The following is a 16605-nucleotide window of genomic DNA, read 5'->3' on the forward strand; positions in this document are numbered from 1 at the left end:
ATTGACGCTATTTGAGGTGATGTTGCTGAGTTAAATCATCTAACCAGAGAGAGTGTTTTGTCATAACTGCTTTAAATAAATCACTTTCTAGATGAAGCTTGAGCCATTGTTTTACATTTTGATAGGGACTTTGCTGGAACCAGAGCTTATTAACATGGGCAAATTGTCTGATAAACGGAAAAATAGCGTAGTCAGCCATCGATGGTGAGTCTGACAACAGTTGCTTATTAACAGTTAGCTTTGCTTCTAAAATTTCAATAAACTCACAGGCTTTATCGCGGTAATACTCTTCAGAATACTCAAGGTGTCTATCAGCATACTTGTATTTATCTAGCCAAGGTTTGAATTGAAAATCATTCAATTCAATTAGCTTAATTGCTGCTTTATCTGTCATTGAGCAGACCAAGCTTGTATAAGCACTGCTGCATAAATATTCAGTAGCGGTGCTAGGGTAATGACTTAGTACATACTTAAAGATATCAATGCTTTCGTCTAATACTTTTGGACTATTAATTGGCGGCTCATTCAGTACTAATACTGGTACTGTGCCCTTTGGCGACAGCTTTAGCATTTCAGCGGGCTTGTTACGTAACTCAATTTCTCTTAATTCAGGGTTTAACGAACTTAAGTGTAAGCCTATACGCGCTCTCATCGCATAAGGGCAGCGTCTGAAAGTATAAAGAATAGCACAAGACATTTTAAACTAGACCTTGTTATCGTGAAGTAAATAATGAGTGACGCTATTCTATGTTTTTTACCTGTGGGAGTGTGAATTTTTTCTGATGTTGTGATTATTTTGGGTGTGTTTGCTTTGAATGCTGAGTTTAGCTAGGTACTGTTTGACGCTGGACTATTATGCCTAGCTATGGCTGTGTGATTAAGTTACAATTTCGCGCCATAATTTGAGGTGCGTCACCTTTTTTGTGCTTATTTGTCCTTTATAGTTATTAATTGCACTGGAAATTAAGTTCCAGATAGCGGAGATATTCATGTCACAAGTTGTCGTTTGCGCGTTATATAAGTTTGTTGCTTTACCGCATTTTGAATCAATAAAAGCGCCATTATTAGCCCATATGGAGCAACAAGAAATTAAAGGCACTTTATTACTGGCCAGTGAAGGCATTAACGGCACAGTAGCAGGCACGCAACAAAGTATTGATAGCCTGTTAGCCTGGTTGGCGTCACAAGATGGTTTAAATGAAATTGTGTATAAATTATCGTTTGACGACAATATGCCGTTTTACCGCACCAAAGTGAAACTTAAGAAAGAAATTGTTACCATGGGCATTGAGGGAATTGACCCAAGAGAAGTGGTAGGGACATACGTTAAACCTAAAGATTGGAACAAACTGATATCTGATCCAGACGTGTTATTAGTTGATACCCGTAACGATTATGAAGTACAAATTGGCACCTTCAAAAATGCAGTCAATCCTGTGACTGAAACCTTCAGAGAGTTTCCTCAATACGTAAAAGAAAACCTCGATCCTGCTAAGCACAAAAAAGTCGCCATGTTCTGTACTGGTGGCATTCGCTGTGAAAAATCCACCGCTTACCTAAAAGAGCAGGGCTTTGATGAGGTGTATCACCTTGAAGGCGGGATTTTAAAATACCTTGAAGAAGTTAAACAAGAGCAAAGCCTGTGGCAAGGTGAGTGTTTTGTGTTTGATAATCGGGTGGCGGTAAATCATGATTTAGATAAAGGCATTTACGATCAATGTAATGCTTGCCGCATGCCAATCACACAAGAAGAAATGCAGACTAAAGCTTTTGTTCAAGGCGTCAGTTGCCCACATTGTATTGATAAAATTTCAGATGAGCAGCGCCAACGTTTTATTGAACGTGAAAGACAGGTTCAACTGGCTAAACAGCGTGGCGAAGCCCATATAGGTAGTGACGTTAAACAAGTTATTCAGCAAAGGCGTCAACATAAAGAAAGCGTCAAGCAAGCCCAAAATGAAGCTAAATAATTAGGGTAACTAGAGGTCGATTAAGCCAGTTTGATGAAAGCATCCATTGTGATATGGGTGCTTTTTTTTGTATTTATTTTAGCTTTTTGAGGCCGATGTTATTTTTACTACACCTAAACAAGTCATTATTATAAATGAAACAGGTTGCTGGATTTAGCAGCGAAAGATTTGTTATTGCTAAAGTGAATAACAAATCTTAATCAGCTTATGTTATTTTTAGCATTGATCTAGAAATATAAAGTTGGAAGTTAATGTTTATTGGTTTTGATTACGGCAGTGCAAACTGCTCAGTGGGTATCGAGCAAGATGGTCAGGTGACACTTATTCCGATTAATGGTGATAGTTGTTTCTTATCTTCAACCTTATATGCCATGGATAGAGAACTTATCGCTGAAGCTGTTTATCACCGCATTGCGGATGAGTTAAAACCACAATATGGCCACTTGCGGTCATCGCAATTAAGCCGCGCAAGACAAGTCCGTCATGAGTTGGATATTTACCCTGACGAGCAAGTGGTGTTTGTCGGCCCCGAAGCAATTGAAGCCTATTTGGAATTACCCGATGAAGGTTTTTACGTCCGGTCACCAAAATCATTTTTAGGTGCCAGCGGTTTAAGAGTCGATCAAGTGGCGCTATTTGAAGATATTGTCACCTTAATGATGCTGGAAGTGATGTCTCGGGCGAAAGCTGTAATTAACGCGCCGATCACCAAAGCGGTTATTGGCCGACCAGTTAACTTTCAAGGTGTTGGCGGCGAGCAAAGTAATCAGCAAGCACAGGCTATTTTAGAAACTGCGGCCAAAAGGGCAGGCTTTGAACAGGTCAGCTTTTTATTTGAACCCATGGCTGCGGCGATGGATTATGAAGCGTCAATGACCTCCCACAAAACCGTACTCGTGGTTGATGTTGGCGGCGGCACCACCGATTGTTCAATGGTAAAAATGGGCCCAGATTTACAACATAAAAGCGATCGCAGTGATGATGTGCTAGGCCATAGTGGTCAGCGTGTTGGCGGTAACGATCTTGATATTGCCGTGGCCATGAACTGCTTTATGCCGCATTTAGGCCTAGGCTCTACATTAAAAAATAACCTTACAGTGCCGCGACAACCATTTTGGAATGGCGTTGCTGTTAATGACATTAGTGCTCAGCGAGAATTTGGCTCTATTGCGACGGCCAAACTAATTGACGAGCTCATCAAAGATGCCGAGCAACCAGCATTAATAAAACGGCTTAAGTCATTACGTTTACATCAAATGAGTTATCAATTTGTCCGTCAAGCAGAGCAGTGCAAAATTGGCCTGTCACAGCAGACAGACTTTGATACAGATTTATCCTTTATTGAAGCGGATTTTGAGATTAATGTCTTACAGGGCGCCTTTGAAGCTGCAGTTCAGCAACCAGTGAGTAAATTGATTACTATCATGAATCAAGCTGTTGAGTCAGCAGGCACAGAGCCCGATGTGGTCTATGTCACTGGCGGTACGGCAAAAAGCCCGGTGATCCATCAATGTATTTCAAGACAATTTAGTGAAGCTGAAATTATTGTCGGCGACCATTTTGGTAGTGTTACCAGTGGTTTAGTGCGTTGGGCGGGTAAAGTTTTTCAGCACTAACTTGTTAGCTGTGATTTAATGGTAAGCATTTAAGCATTTAAGCATTTAAGCATTTAAGCATAAGCCAGCTACAACAGGTGTTATTCATCGTGTTGTAGCCATTAAGGATAAACATGAATATGGTTCGAGCAATGATTCAAAACACGCCGGTCAATAAAATAACTGCGATGGCATTAGTGCTAGGGACTAGCTTATTAACCATGAGTTGCAGTGACGATGTGGGCAAAGTGAGTTTAGGGATGTTTACCACCAAAGACATTAAACTGAACAAGATGGTTGACCCGTTAGTACCAGGGGTAACTTGTCATGTTGCCAGTATTGAAGCGGATTTAAGCTTTTCAGATCCATCCGATTCATCTATTTCATGTCGTCAAACCGGTGAAATCACCTCGCAAATGATCGAGGCTATTGATAAGTCGCCCTCAGGTGAGATTGTATTTAAAAAGTCTAAAAGTATTTTCTTTAAAACCATGAAAATCAGACGTATTTTAGATGCAGAAAATCAAACTCTGATGTATGTGTCTTATTCGACCAAGGAAACATCGGGTAGTTATAAACACAGCTTATCGACCGTGCCATTATGGGGCACTAAAGCTTATCAACAGCCACAAGCAGCGTACTAGTTTTTAAACTAATTCAGATAAATTTTACAGCATGAGGAGGGGAAATGGATTGTCCTTATTGTAAACAACAGCTTCATGCTGACGCACTAAAGTGTGGCCATTGCTTAGAATATTTATCGGGTCATATTTGTCCCGATTGTTACAGCAGCTTGCCTAAAGATGCCGTGGTTTGCCGTCATTGTCATTATCGCTTTAGTCAGTTGTCCATTGATGAAACTGAGCTGGCAATGACCTTTAAAGCAGAGTTATTAGCCTCGGTTTTGTTTCGATTTAGATTATTACCCCAAGAAATTACCACCGATGTGGATAAAATTTGCATTAACTCACCGGGGTTATTTCGCTTATGGAATAACACCGATGAAGTGCCGTGGAATAAAGTTGCTGGATTTAATTATCGCAGCGGCATGATTTGGGATCGCATCGAAATTGAAACCCGCGGCCAAAAGCCCAGTGTTATTGTAGGTTTATCTAAACAAAATAGTCAGCAGTTACGCAAAGTGCTGCAATCTATTGTTAACGCTAATTAACTTGTCTACCCGTCAGATTATTATTTGAAATAATTAGATAATAATCTGACGGCTTTAAAGCGAAAACTGACAGGCCTCTCCAGCCATAGTCAATGTGTTAAGTTGCAGCAACAAAGTCGGTCTTTAAACAGACGTCTCAACTTCTTGGTGATTTACTGCATCGTGTTGCTCTGCTTTACGTAGCATTAGCGCAATCACTTTCGAGCACACTAAAGCCACCGCGACCATCACTACCGCCATAATAGTTAACATTTGAAAGTAGTCACCATACATGTTTTGGGCGATGTCTTGGGTTAGGACTTGTCCTTTTTCAAGGGCGATATGAGTTGATAGTACCGCGCCCACAATACCACTTAATGCGATGGCCACTGAAAATAGGCTAACAGAAAAGTTTTCAATATGTGCGGGGGCAACCGACAAAATAAATGCCACTACCATAGAGCCGACAATCACTTCAGCAAGGGCTTGAAATAAGTGCACTGCAAAAAAGACTTCAGGTCTAATGGTGACATCTGGGCCGATGTTTGAGATGAAATAGGTTAATATTCCAAATGCGATAGCTGTCATTACAAACGCCACCGACACCTTGGTTGCAGTCGACAGGTTAATGCCTTTTTTCTCTAAGGCTGCAAACGCCATGGCGACCACAGGACCGCCCACCATACACCAGAGTGGGTTCATCGCCATTGCCGCTTCAGGTTGCAGTGGAATAAAACCAAACAAATTACCGCTCAGGGTATTAATGGCAACAATGTTCATTGATGTCATCATTTGTCCGTAATACACGAAAAAACAGGTCGTTAAAAAGGTCGCAATCAAAATGGTGCCCATTCTAAGCTTCTCTGCGTGACCGACCTGAAACATCAAAGCAATGAAGTAACCGATTGCCATTAAGCCAATGGCATAAACGATATTTTGTCCAATCTCCATGTTAGAGAACATGAAAAAGACCAAGCCCACCATGGCGAAAGAAATAGCAGCAAAGCCAAACCAGGCTTTAATTGATAGTGATTTTTGATCGATAGGTTTTCCAAGAGTTGAAAACGGCTTTTTGAGCACCACAAGAACCAATAGGGCAACTGCTGCCAGTATGGCAGAAAGCATGAAGCCGCCAGTAAAGCCAATATACAGAATTAACATCGGGAACAGATATTGACCAGCAAAGGCGCCAATATTATTGACCGAATAATTAATAGGAAAACCCTGTTCAAACTCTTTTTGAGAGTTAAATGTTCTTCTGTAAAGGCTTGGATAAGATGGGGACATCAATCCGCGGCCATAACTTGCCAGAGCAATACCTGCCATTGCGGTGGGGACATGTAATGAGGATGCGCCCACGACCAGTAGAATATAACCTGCAACAAATGCGGCATAACTAATGGTGAGGGAGCGATAAGCACCGAGTAATTTATCGGCGATAAAACCGCCAGCGATAGCAAAAAGAGGCCCGATAGCGGCGAATGCGCCGACAACCATCATGGTCTCAGATTCACCGTAATTAAGTACCTCTAGAAAAAAGCGCGTTAGGCTGACGAGCACGCCATAAAAAGATAAGCCAAATAGCATTTGGCAAAGCATCATCGACTTATTGAGTTTGTTCCACATTTTTAAAGACTCGTTATATGTATGAGACTAATCGTCATCGCCTATGTACACAGTGATACAGGGAGATGTCAGACGTTCATATCTTGGTTGCAGCGCGAGATTTGGCGAAAATTAGCAATTGTTTGTCGATCATTTAAATCGCTTTTGTAGGACGAGCCCCTTCAAAAAGGTTAAATATTTTAATAGAAGTGATAAAAAGCAGCTTAGTTAATATTGAGTATATGCAGCTGAGTCCTGCATATACTCAAGGGACTTATTTTAAAACAGTGACATAAACTATATTTTGCTGACGATAAGTCTGCTTGTTGTCATAAAGCCGCACTGGAATGCGTCAAAACTATATTAAAGCAAGCTTAGATATTTGTTTGCTTAAATTAATAGGCTTTACACGTCTGGATGATTTTTGACCGCATTTTGCACCAGTAAATAGGCGCGACAGTAATTAAATATGCCGCCTAATAGAAACAGGATACTGCCCAACATATATTGCCAAGCAAGAAAGTTGAGAATAAGTAGATGATCATTTGGCGATTCAAAAGCCCATAAATAAGGGATGGAGGCCATACCATAGAGAACTGACCCAATAATAAAGGTGATTGCGGTTAGGTTCATCAATTGCAGTAATTGCACCGATTCAGCCTTGATAATCAATAACACATTGGCTGCAGCGCCAAGTACAAACAATGTACTGCCAATGATAAACAACCAAGTGCCGAGGATCAGATCATCAACCGCAGGGAAATAAGATATTCGGCCAAAAACAAAACATAGGGTACCCAACAGATAACTGATACCTGCAAAATATTCTAGCTTCAAATCAATCCCGTGGGATGACTGGCTTTTCCAATGTCGCCTGATTTCAGCCATATCGTGAACATTAACCGCTAAGTAAATCAGCGACGCAGCAAGAAATAACCAACCGCCTATATGGGCATACTCAGCTTGGCTAGGGAAAAAGAAGAAACTGCCAATAACAAAAAGAATACCACCGACTTTATAAGCGATCGCATTAATGGTTTCCCAGCGAAACTGTGCTCTAAGTTCTTTCTTATTTGCAGTCAAATTAAGAATACGTCGACGATTTGAAAAAATATGCGGCATGTTTTATCTCGGTTCTATAGTTAAGGCATTGCTTTAATTAGTTTAACTGGATACTGACTGTAATCGTGTAATTTAAAACACATTTAATTGAGTCATTACAATCTTTAAAAAAGTGATGGATTATAGCATGACTCTGTCTTAAGTTTATTTAATTTTCTCATAATCTTTAAACGCATCAAGAAAAATGATTAACTGATCTTTGAAGTAAACTAGGATCCTAAGTCGTCTAAATTATAAGCAACTTAAATCCCAGCCATAAATGGCTTCTCCTGCATGATAAACCTTACCTGTGATGAAGTGACATGACCAAGACCAGCTAATTTCAGCCATAGTTTGAAATTTCATAACACAGGCAACCGACTCTTAAGTAAATTCAAGCATAGGTTTGTTCCAATCTAAAACTTCGAATCTGATACTTTTCGACACTATTTTTATCGCCATGCTTGTTTCATTATGACTTGTAGTGCAGTTATGATTTGTTGTCTTTGGTTTGTTCAAACTGTTATTGCTTTTTTAGACCGTGATCGTTTTTAGTGGCAAAAAAGCAAGTTAGATGTTGCATATAAATAAAGTCAAAGCGTTGATGCTTGTGAGCGGCTATAGTCATGCTCTTGCATGCATGCCTAATTAGGTTGGGCCTAATAAGTATTTTGCATTGAGACTAAATGGCTTTAATCTTTTCTCACGCAAAGCAGCTTTGTTCAGCAAGTGACTTAAACGATCACAAAACCGCTAGCGATGCTCGTAAAAAAACTTTAGTCAACTCTAACTTAACTTCTTAGCAATGCGTTCCTGCTTTGAAGTTCACCTATATTAACAACGTAAACTGGATAATGAGATGAATTCAATAATAGACGGTATAGATTACGGACCGTTAGCACAACTAATAGGTAAGTGGTCAGGTAGTAAAGGCCTTGATAAGGCTCCTGATAATCAAGCCAATATAGATGAAAGTAAGTTTACAGATGAACTAACATTTTCTGTTGCAGGATCATCCCAAAATGCTGAAGAGCAAGATTTAGTGTCGGTAAAATATCACCATGTTATCAGGCGTACTGAAAATGGATTGATTTTCCATGATCAAATCGGCCATTGGATCTATGAGCCAAGTACTGAAACTATTATGCATTCGCTTACTATACCAAGAGCTGTTTGTGTTCTAGCTGGAGGTAAATTTCAGCACATAAACGGTGAGAGTATATTTAATGTTGAAGCTCAGGCTGGAAGTGAAACGTTTGGCATTTTGCAATCACCATTTATGATTGAAAAGGCCAAGACTGAATCATTTAAAATGCAATTAAGTGTCAAGCATAATGAGCTTAAATACCGTGAAGTGATGCAGTTGCATATTTACGGTAAAGACTTCGAGCATATTGATGAAAGTACTCTTCATCGAGTTACTTATGATTTTGATTAAATATGTCACTGAAGCGATCAACATTCAGTTGCTGAGGGGCCAGTAATCTATTTTTTAGCCATTAAAAAACATTAAAAAACATTAAAAAACATAAAAAAGGCCGAACATACTGCAATGTTCGGCCTTTTTTATCAATTATTTATATTTTTTACATGATCTAAATTAGTGTTTAGCGCTTAGATTCAACCTCGTTATACCGCTCAAATGCTGCAGTTAAGTCAGCAATAAGATCATCGGGATCCTCAAGGCCAACATGTAGGCGAATCAGCGGCTTACTGGTGTCCCAAGAGGTGGCGGTTCTAATTCTATCAATGCCAAATACCCCAAGAATTAAACTCTCATAACCGCCCCAAGAAAAGCCCATTTTGAAATGACGCATGTTTTCAACAAAAGCGGTCACAGAGGCTAAGTTGCCTTGTTTAAGTACGAATGAAAATAAGCCATTCCCACCGCTGAAATCTCGCTTGTAAAACTCATGCCCCGGGCAAGTATCATATGCTGGGTGGCGCAGGTGGTCCACTTCAGTTCTGGTGGCTAACCAATTAGCGACCTTTAAGGCATTTTTGTCATGTTGGGCTAATCTGACACCTAAGGTGCGTAAGCCCCTAGCGGCAAGATAAACATCATCTGGTGAAGTGGTTTGACCCATGATGTAACTGTTTTCACGCAGTTGTTCCCAGCAGGCTTCATTAGCGGTTGCTGTGCCCATCATCACATCAGAGTGACCAACAATGTATTTAGTGGCAGCTTGAATTGAAATATCAACGCCCATCTCAAATGGACGGCAATTAATTGGCGATGCCCACGTGTTATCGAGCATGACGACCATACCATGTTCGTGCGCGATACGACTTAGAGTGGGAACATCTTGAATTTCCATGGTGATCGAGCCTGGAGATTCAAGGAATAACACCTTGGTATTGGGTTTAATCAGCGCTTTAATCCCTTCGCCAATTAACGGGTCGTAATAGGTGGTTTCAATGCCAAAGCCAGCTAACAGCTTATTACATAAATCGCGGGTAGGTTCGTAAGCATTATCAACCATTAATAAATGGTCACCACTTTTTAAAAATGACAATAACGCGCTGCTGATTGCTCCCGCGCCTGACGGATACAAAGCGGTGCCAGCGCCACCTTCAAGTTCACTGATAGCTTGTTGGAATGAAAAGTGTGTTGGGGTGCCGCGGCGACCATAAAACATTTCGCCATTGGTTTTATTTTTAATGGCAAAACGCATGTCGTCCATGGTGTCAAACACGACGGTTGAGGCGCGAAATACCGGTGGGTTAATAATCCCTTTGGTGTATTTTTTGTCTCTGCCGACACTAACGATTTGCGTGGCTAATTTGTCTTGCTGATTGCTCATAGATTCATTCCCAACTGGTACAACGGATGTTATGAATTATTGTTTTAGCCATCCTAACATCTATACGGCTAAAATAAAGGTTATTTTGAGTCTACTAAGGGGAATATCAGCACGAACTTAACCCCACTGCCATCGGCTAGATTCTTAGCCTTAATGCTGCCTTGGTGAAACTCAGTCACTAATCTTGCAATGTACAAACCTAGCCCTAGATGCGGTTTGGCTTGCACGCCTTGTGGACGGATTGACACCATAGATTCAAAGATCTGCGCTGTCATGTCTGCAGGCAATAATGGTCCTTGGTTAGCCAGTTCGATAATCGCAGTTTTAGCGCTGCGTTTAAGTGTCAGCCTTATAGGATCATCAGCACTGAACTCAATGGCGTTATTAATCAGTTTATCCATCAGCTGCGCTATGTATTCAGGTACGCCGAACATGGTCATTGGGCCATCATCAATGTCTAGGGTAAATTGAGTATCAGGGTAGGTATATTGATAACCTTGCATGCAGCCGCTAATAACTTGTGTTAATGAAAACTGGCTTTGCTCTGCATGGGATAAACTGGCTTCTAAGCGAGTTGCTTCACTTAAGTTATTTAAGATTAAATGCAAACGGCTGACACCTTCTTGAGCGCGAGCGACGTATTTTTCACTGGCGGGCTCAAGTTGTTGCAAGCTTAAATGCTCAAGGGATGAACGCACTACGGCCACAGGGGTACGTAGTTCGTGTGACAGCCTTGATGACATGTTCTCTAAGTAGTGGGTGTATTGACCTAAACGGCCAACAATATTGGCAAAGCTGCGAGATAAATCGCCAATTTCATCACGGGTTTTAGAGGGGACGATTTGCTGTCTCACTCGGCCTTGGCTATCAATAGCTTGTTCTGATTGATCTCTGAGTTTACGAATGCGGCTTGAAATGCTGGATGCAAAGATAAACAGCGCCAAGGTGCCCATACTCATGATGGTTAAAATCACATTAAACAGTTTTTCTAGCGCGCGGTTACGTAAGGTACGAATACCATGGGTGGTTTCTTCTGCAATGACAGCGCCCATGACCTTGTCATCAATCCAGATAGGACTGGCCGCGGCTAATACCACCGCTTTACTGTCAGGTGTTAAGCGCCAGGTTGAGCCTTGTTTTCCATTAAGGGCTTGTTGAATATGACTGCCACTTAACTCGGTTGAGTCTTGCAATGAATCGACAAAATCCTGCGGCGGTTTAGTGAGAATTTTATAATATAGCGGCAATAGGTAATCAGTTTTAAATTGCCCCCAAATGCTTGGCACACGGGTGTCATCTAAGCTTGATGACCAAAGATTATTGCTGGCGCGAATGTCACCCGATTTAGCTAATACCCGGCCATGATTATCAACCACCCAAATACGCGAGCTGTTATGACTCATACCTTTGATGATGTTTTCAATTTCAGGTGATGGCACTAACACTGTGCCTAAATGCGCCACTGAATCGATAGCTGAGGTACCGATAATGGTATTCACTGTACGGGTTTGGCTGTCATCAACATTGTAAATGGCGAATCCGAGTTTACTGCCTAGCATATTTAGCGGCATTCTAAATTCAATGTTATAACCACTATCGGTGGCAAGCCATTGTCCTTGAATGCGAATTTCTGGGGTGACGGGCATTGATTGAGTTGGATCTTGTGGCAGCTCAAAGGCACTTAACCAACCGTCTTGCGTGTTGGCGACAATATAACGCTTAAATTGGCCATCAGGTGTTTGAGTGGCAATCACTAAATGATCGTTTTTATCTACCCGTAAGCTATTTTTACTACGATAGACCAGATGCTTATCGGCAACCTCAAAAAATCCATACAAATAGCCGGCGTATTTACCCACCATGTGACTAAAGTGAATATCAACGACTTGGTTTTCATTACGATTAAAAATCACGTGATCACTGCCATAATTGATCACTCTATGCTGATATTGCTGCCAATCAGCCAGTTTACCATCGAGTTGAATCGGCCCTGAAAGTGGATAGGCATATAAGTCGCGGCCTTTTTCAACCTGACTTAAAAAACTGGCTTGGTGATTAAACAGTTTCGGGCGTTCATGTAATGCGGTGGCTAAGGCTTGAGTAGTACCCACCAAGGTTTTTTCTTGGCCGTGGCGCAGGTATTTTTCCATTTCCCACACGTATTCATAGCCAAGCCAAGGTAAGCACAGCAAAAATAGCGATAAGATAACGACTTTAGCGCGCAGGCCGATGGGAATATTAAACATTAACTGACACTGTCCCAGCGATAACCCATGCCATACACGGTATCGATGCAATTAAAGTCTTTATCGGCAGTTAAAAACTTTTTACGAATACGTTTAACGTGGGAGGTAATGGTACTGTCATCGACAAATATTTTAGCTTCTTGCATTAAGTCTTGGCGACTGCGCACATGACCTGGATGTTTTGCCATTGCGTGTACCATCCAAAACTCAGTCACGGTTAATTCAATGGGCTGCTGCTGCCAATACACTTGAATACGGTTGCCATCAATGGTGAGCTTGCCATGTTCAATCAGGTTATCTTCAACGCTTGCTGCGCCAATCAGCTCTGAGCGTCTAAATAAAGCGGCAATGCGAGCAATTAAGTGCGGAAAGCTGACATCTTTTGATAGGTAATCATCGGCGCCTAATCTCAGGCCACAAACGGTATCAAAGTCGCTGTCTCGGGCGGTTAAAAAGATGATAGGCAAACTGCTAGACATAGATCGCAGTGACTGACATAAGGTAAAGCCGCCATCTATTTCAGCCTCAAGGCCAATATCAATAATGGCTAGATCAGGTAAACGGGCATTAAAAGCCAACATGGCTGCAGGGCGGTTAGCATAACCCTGTACGCTATAGCCTTGCTGTTGCAGTAACTCTTTATAGTTTTCTCTAATGGCTACTTCATCTTCTACAATCGCAATTCTTTTCATATCACCATCTTTGTTTTGTCTTATATGGCTGACTATACATTATTTTTATGGCCAAAAAAGCGCTCCCTAGCAATTGCCATATTGTTGCCACATTTCATCGCTGCATTGCCACTTTTACGCCCCTAAATTGCCATTTCAATGCTGTTTAATAGTTTCATCGAATGAGCAAACACTTCATTCAAATTTAATTATTAATCTGACATAAAGGACAACACCATGAAAAAGCAATTAATCACCCTCGCAGTTATCAGCAGCTTATCGTTTGCTAGCATCGCTCACTTACACGCCGATGAAATGGAGCCTGCGATTAATTCAACCACTAATTCAAGTGACGTTTTAGACCAAACAGCAGAAAGAGAGCACACCGAAGAGTTAGTCGGCTTGTCATCTGGGGCCATATTAGGCGCTGTGGTAGGCGGGCCAGTTGGCGCCATCGTTGGCAGCTTTGTTGGGGTCCTTATCGGTAAGACTGTGGGTGATGAAACTGAAATTGAAACGCAAAATGAGTTACTTGCTAAGCAACAACAGGCAATCGAGCTACAAACATATGAACTCACGGCGCTGCATGAAAAGCAGCAGTCTTTGGCGGAGGTCAATGATGAATATATACAAGTGCAGACGCAATTAGCTGATTTGCGCCAAGCTGAAGAGCAAAAAATGCAAGAGCTGGCCATCGGGCTTAATGTGCAATTCAAAACCGGCTCAGCCACTATCGAGCCACATTTTGAACAGCAGCTCGATGATGTTGCTTATGTGATGGCATTGTCACCTGATTTAATGTTGGATTTAACCGGTTACGCTGACCGCCGCGGTGACAGTAAATTTAACCAAGCGCTATCAGAGCAGCGTTTAATAGCAGTGACCAAGTATTTGGCTAATCAAGGCATAGCTGATGAACGCTTACATGCCAAAGCTTATGGCGCTACAGCGCCTTTACATGAGCAACAAAATTTTGAAAATGACTTTTTTGATCGCCGTGTAACCTTGAAAATCATGCCAATTGGTGAAGCCTTAGCAGCAAATTAATATGACGATAAATTCAGCGTAAACCTTGGGCTTGTGAGAATGAATGTCTTGAGGTTTACGCTAATTTCATGGAGATAAAACAATGAATATTAGTGTTAATCGTCATAGGGTGCATTACCTTTGCTCGAGCTTAATTTTACTGGGTTTAGTGATTTTGAATGTGCTATTTCCAGTATATGCAATGCCATCAAGTGAAGCAGATGGGCGCTCTGATGAGATAACCCAGGGCGTGCTTGAATATATACAAGATGGTGAAATCCACTATAGCTTGCCTTTATCCACTGATGTGTCAATGAAAGTATCTGGCTGGGTTAATCGCGTTAAGGTTAAGCAAACCTTTACCAATAACACCCAAAGCTGGATAAACGGTAAGTACCATTTTCCGTTATCCCATAATGGAGCGGTGGACCAAATGCGGTTAGTCATTGGCGAGCGTATTATTGAAGGCGAAGTACAACCTAAATTACAAGCCAAAGCCACCTTTGAAAAAGCCAAAGCTGCAGGTAAGCGTGCCAGTTTAGTGAGTCAGCAAAGGGTGAATATTTTTACCACAGAAGTGGCGAATTTAGCCCCTAACGAGTCCGTGACTGTCGAGATTAGTTATCAAGAAAAACTTAATTATAAAGAGGGTCTATTTAGTTTGCGATTTCCAATGACCATTACGCCGCGTTATTCGCCAACAGCCTTATCAGAGCAAGCTTTAGTAGGTAATAGTGCTAGCAGTCAGAACTCAAGTGAAAGTCCTAGTCAGCAACAGCGCCACAACCGTTTTGGCATGTTTGAGTCTATTGCTGAAATGCTACCTGAGGTGCTAACTGGCTTTAATTCGAATAACTTTGCAGAAGGGGCTGTAACTGATGGTGCCACTTCGGATTCTACTGGCAATATCATGGTTAATATTAATGTCGAATTAAATACAGGTTTTGAACTTGGTGCGGTAACCAGTCCGTATCACAAAATTAAAGCAGCGCCAGTGGCAGGCAAGCAGCAATGGACGGTAGAACTTGAACGCGCCGTGGTTGCCAATCAAGATTTTGTATTGAATTGGAAGCCAGTTGATGCAGCAACATCTGATAATGCAAATCATGCTGAGCTGAGGTTACCGCTGCCATCAGTATTTATGCAACAAGGGCTCACTCATCAATCGACAGCGCTTACCTCAGCTAAAAACAGTATCAACAATCAAGATCATTACGGCTTAGTAATGTTAACGCCGCCACCAGTTAAAGGGCTTAGTGGCGTCGCTGCTCGCGAGTTAATTCTGGTCATTGATACTTCTGGGTCTATGGAAGGGGACTCTATAGTGCAAGCCAAACAGGCTTTACTGTCTGCACTTGCTGGGTTAAGAACGAAAGATAAGTTTAATATCATTGAGTTTAATCATCAGCTAACCAAACTATCAAGCAAGTCATTACAGGCTAACAGCGGTAATATTGCTAAAGCCAATCAATTTGTCCAAGGATTACAAGCCAATGGCGGCACTGAAATGAGTATGGCGCTTTCTGCATCTTTGCTTATTCAAGACCAAAGCAATCAAATCGGTAGCGAAACCGCGTTACGTCAGGTGATATTTATTACTGATGGCGCGGTGAGTAACGAGCAAGGTTTATTTAAGCAAATCGAAGCCGATTTAGGTCAAAGTCGATTATTCACTGTTGGGATTGGCTCAGCCCCCAATGGGCATTTTATGGAGCGCGCTGCCATGTTTGGCCGTGGCACTTACACCTACATTGGTAAAACGGCGGAGGTAAAACAAAAAATAGATAGGTTACTGCAAAAGATTGAGCAACCAGTGGCAACTGATGTCAAAGTCACTTATCAAGATGGCACCGTTCCTGATCACTGGCCGGCAAGAATACCAGATTTATATAATGATGAACCAATCTTAGTAAGCGTTAAATCTCCGGCATACAATCGGCAAGATTTTGTTATATCAGGCGTGACTAATGGCGAATATTGGCAACTGCAAGTACGCAACCCGCTACAGAATAGTCATTTAGATAATTCAGATCATGAGGCCGCAGGGTTAGATCTTATCTGGGCGAATGCGCATATCAATGCCATTGAAGCCACCCAAACTCGGGCGAACAGTGAACGGATAAAGCAGCAAGTGGAAGCATTAGGGATGAAGTATCATCTGGTTACCTCGCAAACAAGTCTAGTGGCGGTCGATAAAACCCCGGTTAACTTTGCTCCTGAATTTAACCCTGATCACCAAGTAAAGCCACATCTACCAAAGGGATTACAAAAAGCAGGTGTCTTGCCACAAACAGCAACATCGAGCCGCTTGAATATCTTGATTGGGTTGAGCTTGTTATTGATTGCACTATTACATGGGCTTTGGCTTAAGCAATGTCTTCCGGGACAGCGGTTACTCATGCCTAAGCATAAATAAGGAGCGCTGCGTTGATAAGTT

13 protein-coding genes are annotated in these 16605 nt (G+C 41.7%); 7 read left to right on the forward strand and 6 right to left on the reverse strand.

The genetic code is table 11. The features are described 5' to 3' along the window. Positions 1–7 precede the first annotated feature (7 nt). On the reverse strand, positions 8–697 hold the full coding sequence (locus tag BM739_RS00300; RefSeq protein ID WP_076536158.1) for a glutathione S-transferase: 690 nt from the start codon (positions 695–697) through the stop codon (positions 8–10). Positions 698–989: 292 nt separating this feature from the next. On the opposite strand from BM739_RS00300, the gene BM739_RS00305 reads away from it, so the two are divergent. The 4 genes from BM739_RS00305 to BM739_RS00320 all read left to right on the forward strand — a co-directional run bounded on the left by BM739_RS00305 (position 990) and on the right by BM739_RS00320 (position 4736). Then, on the forward strand, positions 990–1970 hold the full coding sequence (locus BM739_RS00305) for a rhodanese-related sulfurtransferase (RefSeq protein WP_076536160.1): 981 nt from the start codon (positions 990–992) through the stop codon (positions 1968–1970). A 251-nt stretch (positions 1971–2221) separates the two neighbouring features. Further along, complete coding sequence (gene yegD, locus BM739_RS00310) at positions 2222–3586, forward strand: molecular chaperone (protein WP_076536162.1); 1365 nt, start codon at positions 2222–2224, stop codon at positions 3584–3586. A 167-nt stretch (positions 3587–3753) separates the two neighbouring features. Further along, positions 3754–4209 (forward strand): CreA family protein, encoded by a 456-nt coding sequence (locus BM739_RS00315; protein WP_076536739.1) that lies wholly within the window; start codon positions 3754–3756, stop codon positions 4207–4209. Between the two features lie 44 nt (positions 4210–4253). Then, entirely contained in the window at positions 4254–4736 is a 483-nt protein-coding gene (locus BM739_RS00320) for a zinc ribbon domain-containing protein (protein ID WP_076536164.1), read from the forward strand. Positions 4737–4859: 123 nt separating this feature from the next. Here BM739_RS00320 and BM739_RS00325 read toward each other — a convergent pair whose 3' ends face one another. Further along, positions 4860–6341 carry an MFS transporter gene (locus tag BM739_RS00325; protein ID WP_076536166.1) on the reverse strand — a complete coding sequence of 494 codons (1482 nt, stop codon included), beginning with the start codon at positions 6339–6341 and terminating at the stop codon, positions 4860–4862. A 384-nt stretch (positions 6342–6725) separates the two neighbouring features. Beyond that, positions 6726–7442 (reverse strand): YrhK family protein, encoded by a 717-nt coding sequence (locus BM739_RS00330; RefSeq protein ID WP_076536168.1) that lies wholly within the window; start codon positions 7440–7442, stop codon positions 6726–6728. A gap of 838 nt (positions 7443–8280) precedes the next feature. On the opposite strand from BM739_RS00330, the gene BM739_RS00335 reads away from it, so the two are divergent. Continuing rightward, positions 8281–8859, forward strand: a complete 579-nt coding sequence (locus BM739_RS00335) for a heme-binding beta-barrel domain-containing protein (RefSeq protein WP_076536170.1) — start codon at positions 8281–8283, stop codon at positions 8857–8859. Between the two features lie 169 nt (positions 8860–9028). Here the strand turns inward: BM739_RS00335 and BM739_RS00340 are convergent, their stop codons facing one another. From BM739_RS00340 to pdsR, 3 genes are all read right to left on the reverse strand, one after another. Continuing rightward, a complete protein-coding gene (locus BM739_RS00340; RefSeq protein WP_076536172.1) occupies positions 9029–10225 on the reverse strand; it encodes a cystathionine beta-lyase in 1197 nt (398 codons plus the stop codon). A gap of 80 nt (positions 10226–10305) precedes the next feature. Beyond that, entirely contained in the window at positions 10306–12471 is a 2166-nt protein-coding gene (gene pdsS / locus BM739_RS00345) for a proteobacterial dedicated sortase system histidine kinase (RefSeq protein WP_076536174.1), read from the reverse strand. Next, positions 12471–13163, reverse strand: a complete 693-nt coding sequence (pdsR, locus tag BM739_RS00350; protein ID WP_076536176.1) for a proteobacterial dedicated sortase system response regulator — start codon at positions 13161–13163, stop codon at positions 12471–12473. Before pdsR ends, pdsS begins: the two co-directional genes overlap by 1 nt. Positions 13164–13379: 216 nt before the next feature. Between pdsR and pdsO the strand changes: the two genes are divergently transcribed. Both pdsO and BM739_RS00360 read left to right on the forward strand, forming a co-directional pair. Next, on the forward strand, positions 13380–14189 hold the full coding sequence (gene pdsO, locus BM739_RS00355; RefSeq protein WP_076536178.1) for a sortase-associated OmpA-like protein PdsO: 810 nt from the start codon (positions 13380–13382) through the stop codon (positions 14187–14189). An 82-nt stretch (positions 14190–14271) separates the two neighbouring features. Further along, positions 14272–16584 carry a marine proteobacterial sortase target protein gene (locus BM739_RS00360; RefSeq protein WP_076536180.1) on the forward strand — a complete coding sequence of 771 codons (2313 nt, stop codon included), beginning with the start codon at positions 14272–14274 and terminating at the stop codon, positions 16582–16584. Positions 16585–16605 lie beyond the last annotated feature (21 nt).

This window comes from Shewanella sp. UCD-KL21, assembly GCF_001957135.1.
Lineage (GTDB): Bacteria > Pseudomonadota > Gammaproteobacteria > Enterobacterales > Shewanellaceae > Shewanella.

Coding starts and splice junctions, on each gene's coding strand:
- pdsR (WP_076536176.1), bottom strand. CDS start 13,163: ATGAAAAGAATTGCGATTGTAGAAGATGAAGTAGCCATTAGAGAAAAC.
- BM739_RS00300 (WP_076536158.1), bottom strand. CDS start 697: ATGTCTTGTGCTATTCTTTATACTTTCAGACGCTGCCCTTATGCGATG.
- BM739_RS00360 (WP_076536180.1), top strand. CDS start 14,272: ATGAATATTAGTGTTAATCGTCATAGGGTGCATTACCTTTGCTCGAGC.
- BM739_RS00325 (WP_076536166.1), bottom strand. CDS start 6,341: ATGTGGAACAAACTCAATAAGTCGATGATGCTTTGCCAAATGCTATTT.
- yegD (WP_076536162.1), top strand. CDS start 2,222: ATGTTTATTGGTTTTGATTACGGCAGTGCAAACTGCTCAGTGGGTATC.
- BM739_RS00340 (WP_076536172.1), bottom strand. CDS start 10,225: ATGAGCAATCAGCAAGACAAATTAGCCACGCAAATCGTTAGTGTCGGC.
- BM739_RS00320 (WP_076536164.1), top strand. CDS start 4,254: ATGGATTGTCCTTATTGTAAACAACAGCTTCATGCTGACGCACTAAAG.
- BM739_RS00305 (WP_076536160.1), top strand. CDS start 990: ATGTCACAAGTTGTCGTTTGCGCGTTATATAAGTTTGTTGCTTTACCG.
- BM739_RS00315 (WP_076536739.1), top strand. CDS start 3,754: ATGGCATTAGTGCTAGGGACTAGCTTATTAACCATGAGTTGCAGTGAC.
- pdsO (WP_076536178.1), top strand. CDS start 13,380: ATGAAAAAGCAATTAATCACCCTCGCAGTTATCAGCAGCTTATCGTTT.
- BM739_RS00330 (WP_076536168.1), bottom strand. CDS start 7,442: ATGCCGCATATTTTTTCAAATCGTCGACGTATTCTTAATTTGACTGCA.
- BM739_RS00335 (WP_076536170.1), top strand. CDS start 8,281: ATGAATTCAATAATAGACGGTATAGATTACGGACCGTTAGCACAACTA.
- pdsS (WP_076536174.1), bottom strand. CDS start 12,471: ATGTTTAATATTCCCATCGGCCTGCGCGCTAAAGTCGTTATCTTATCG.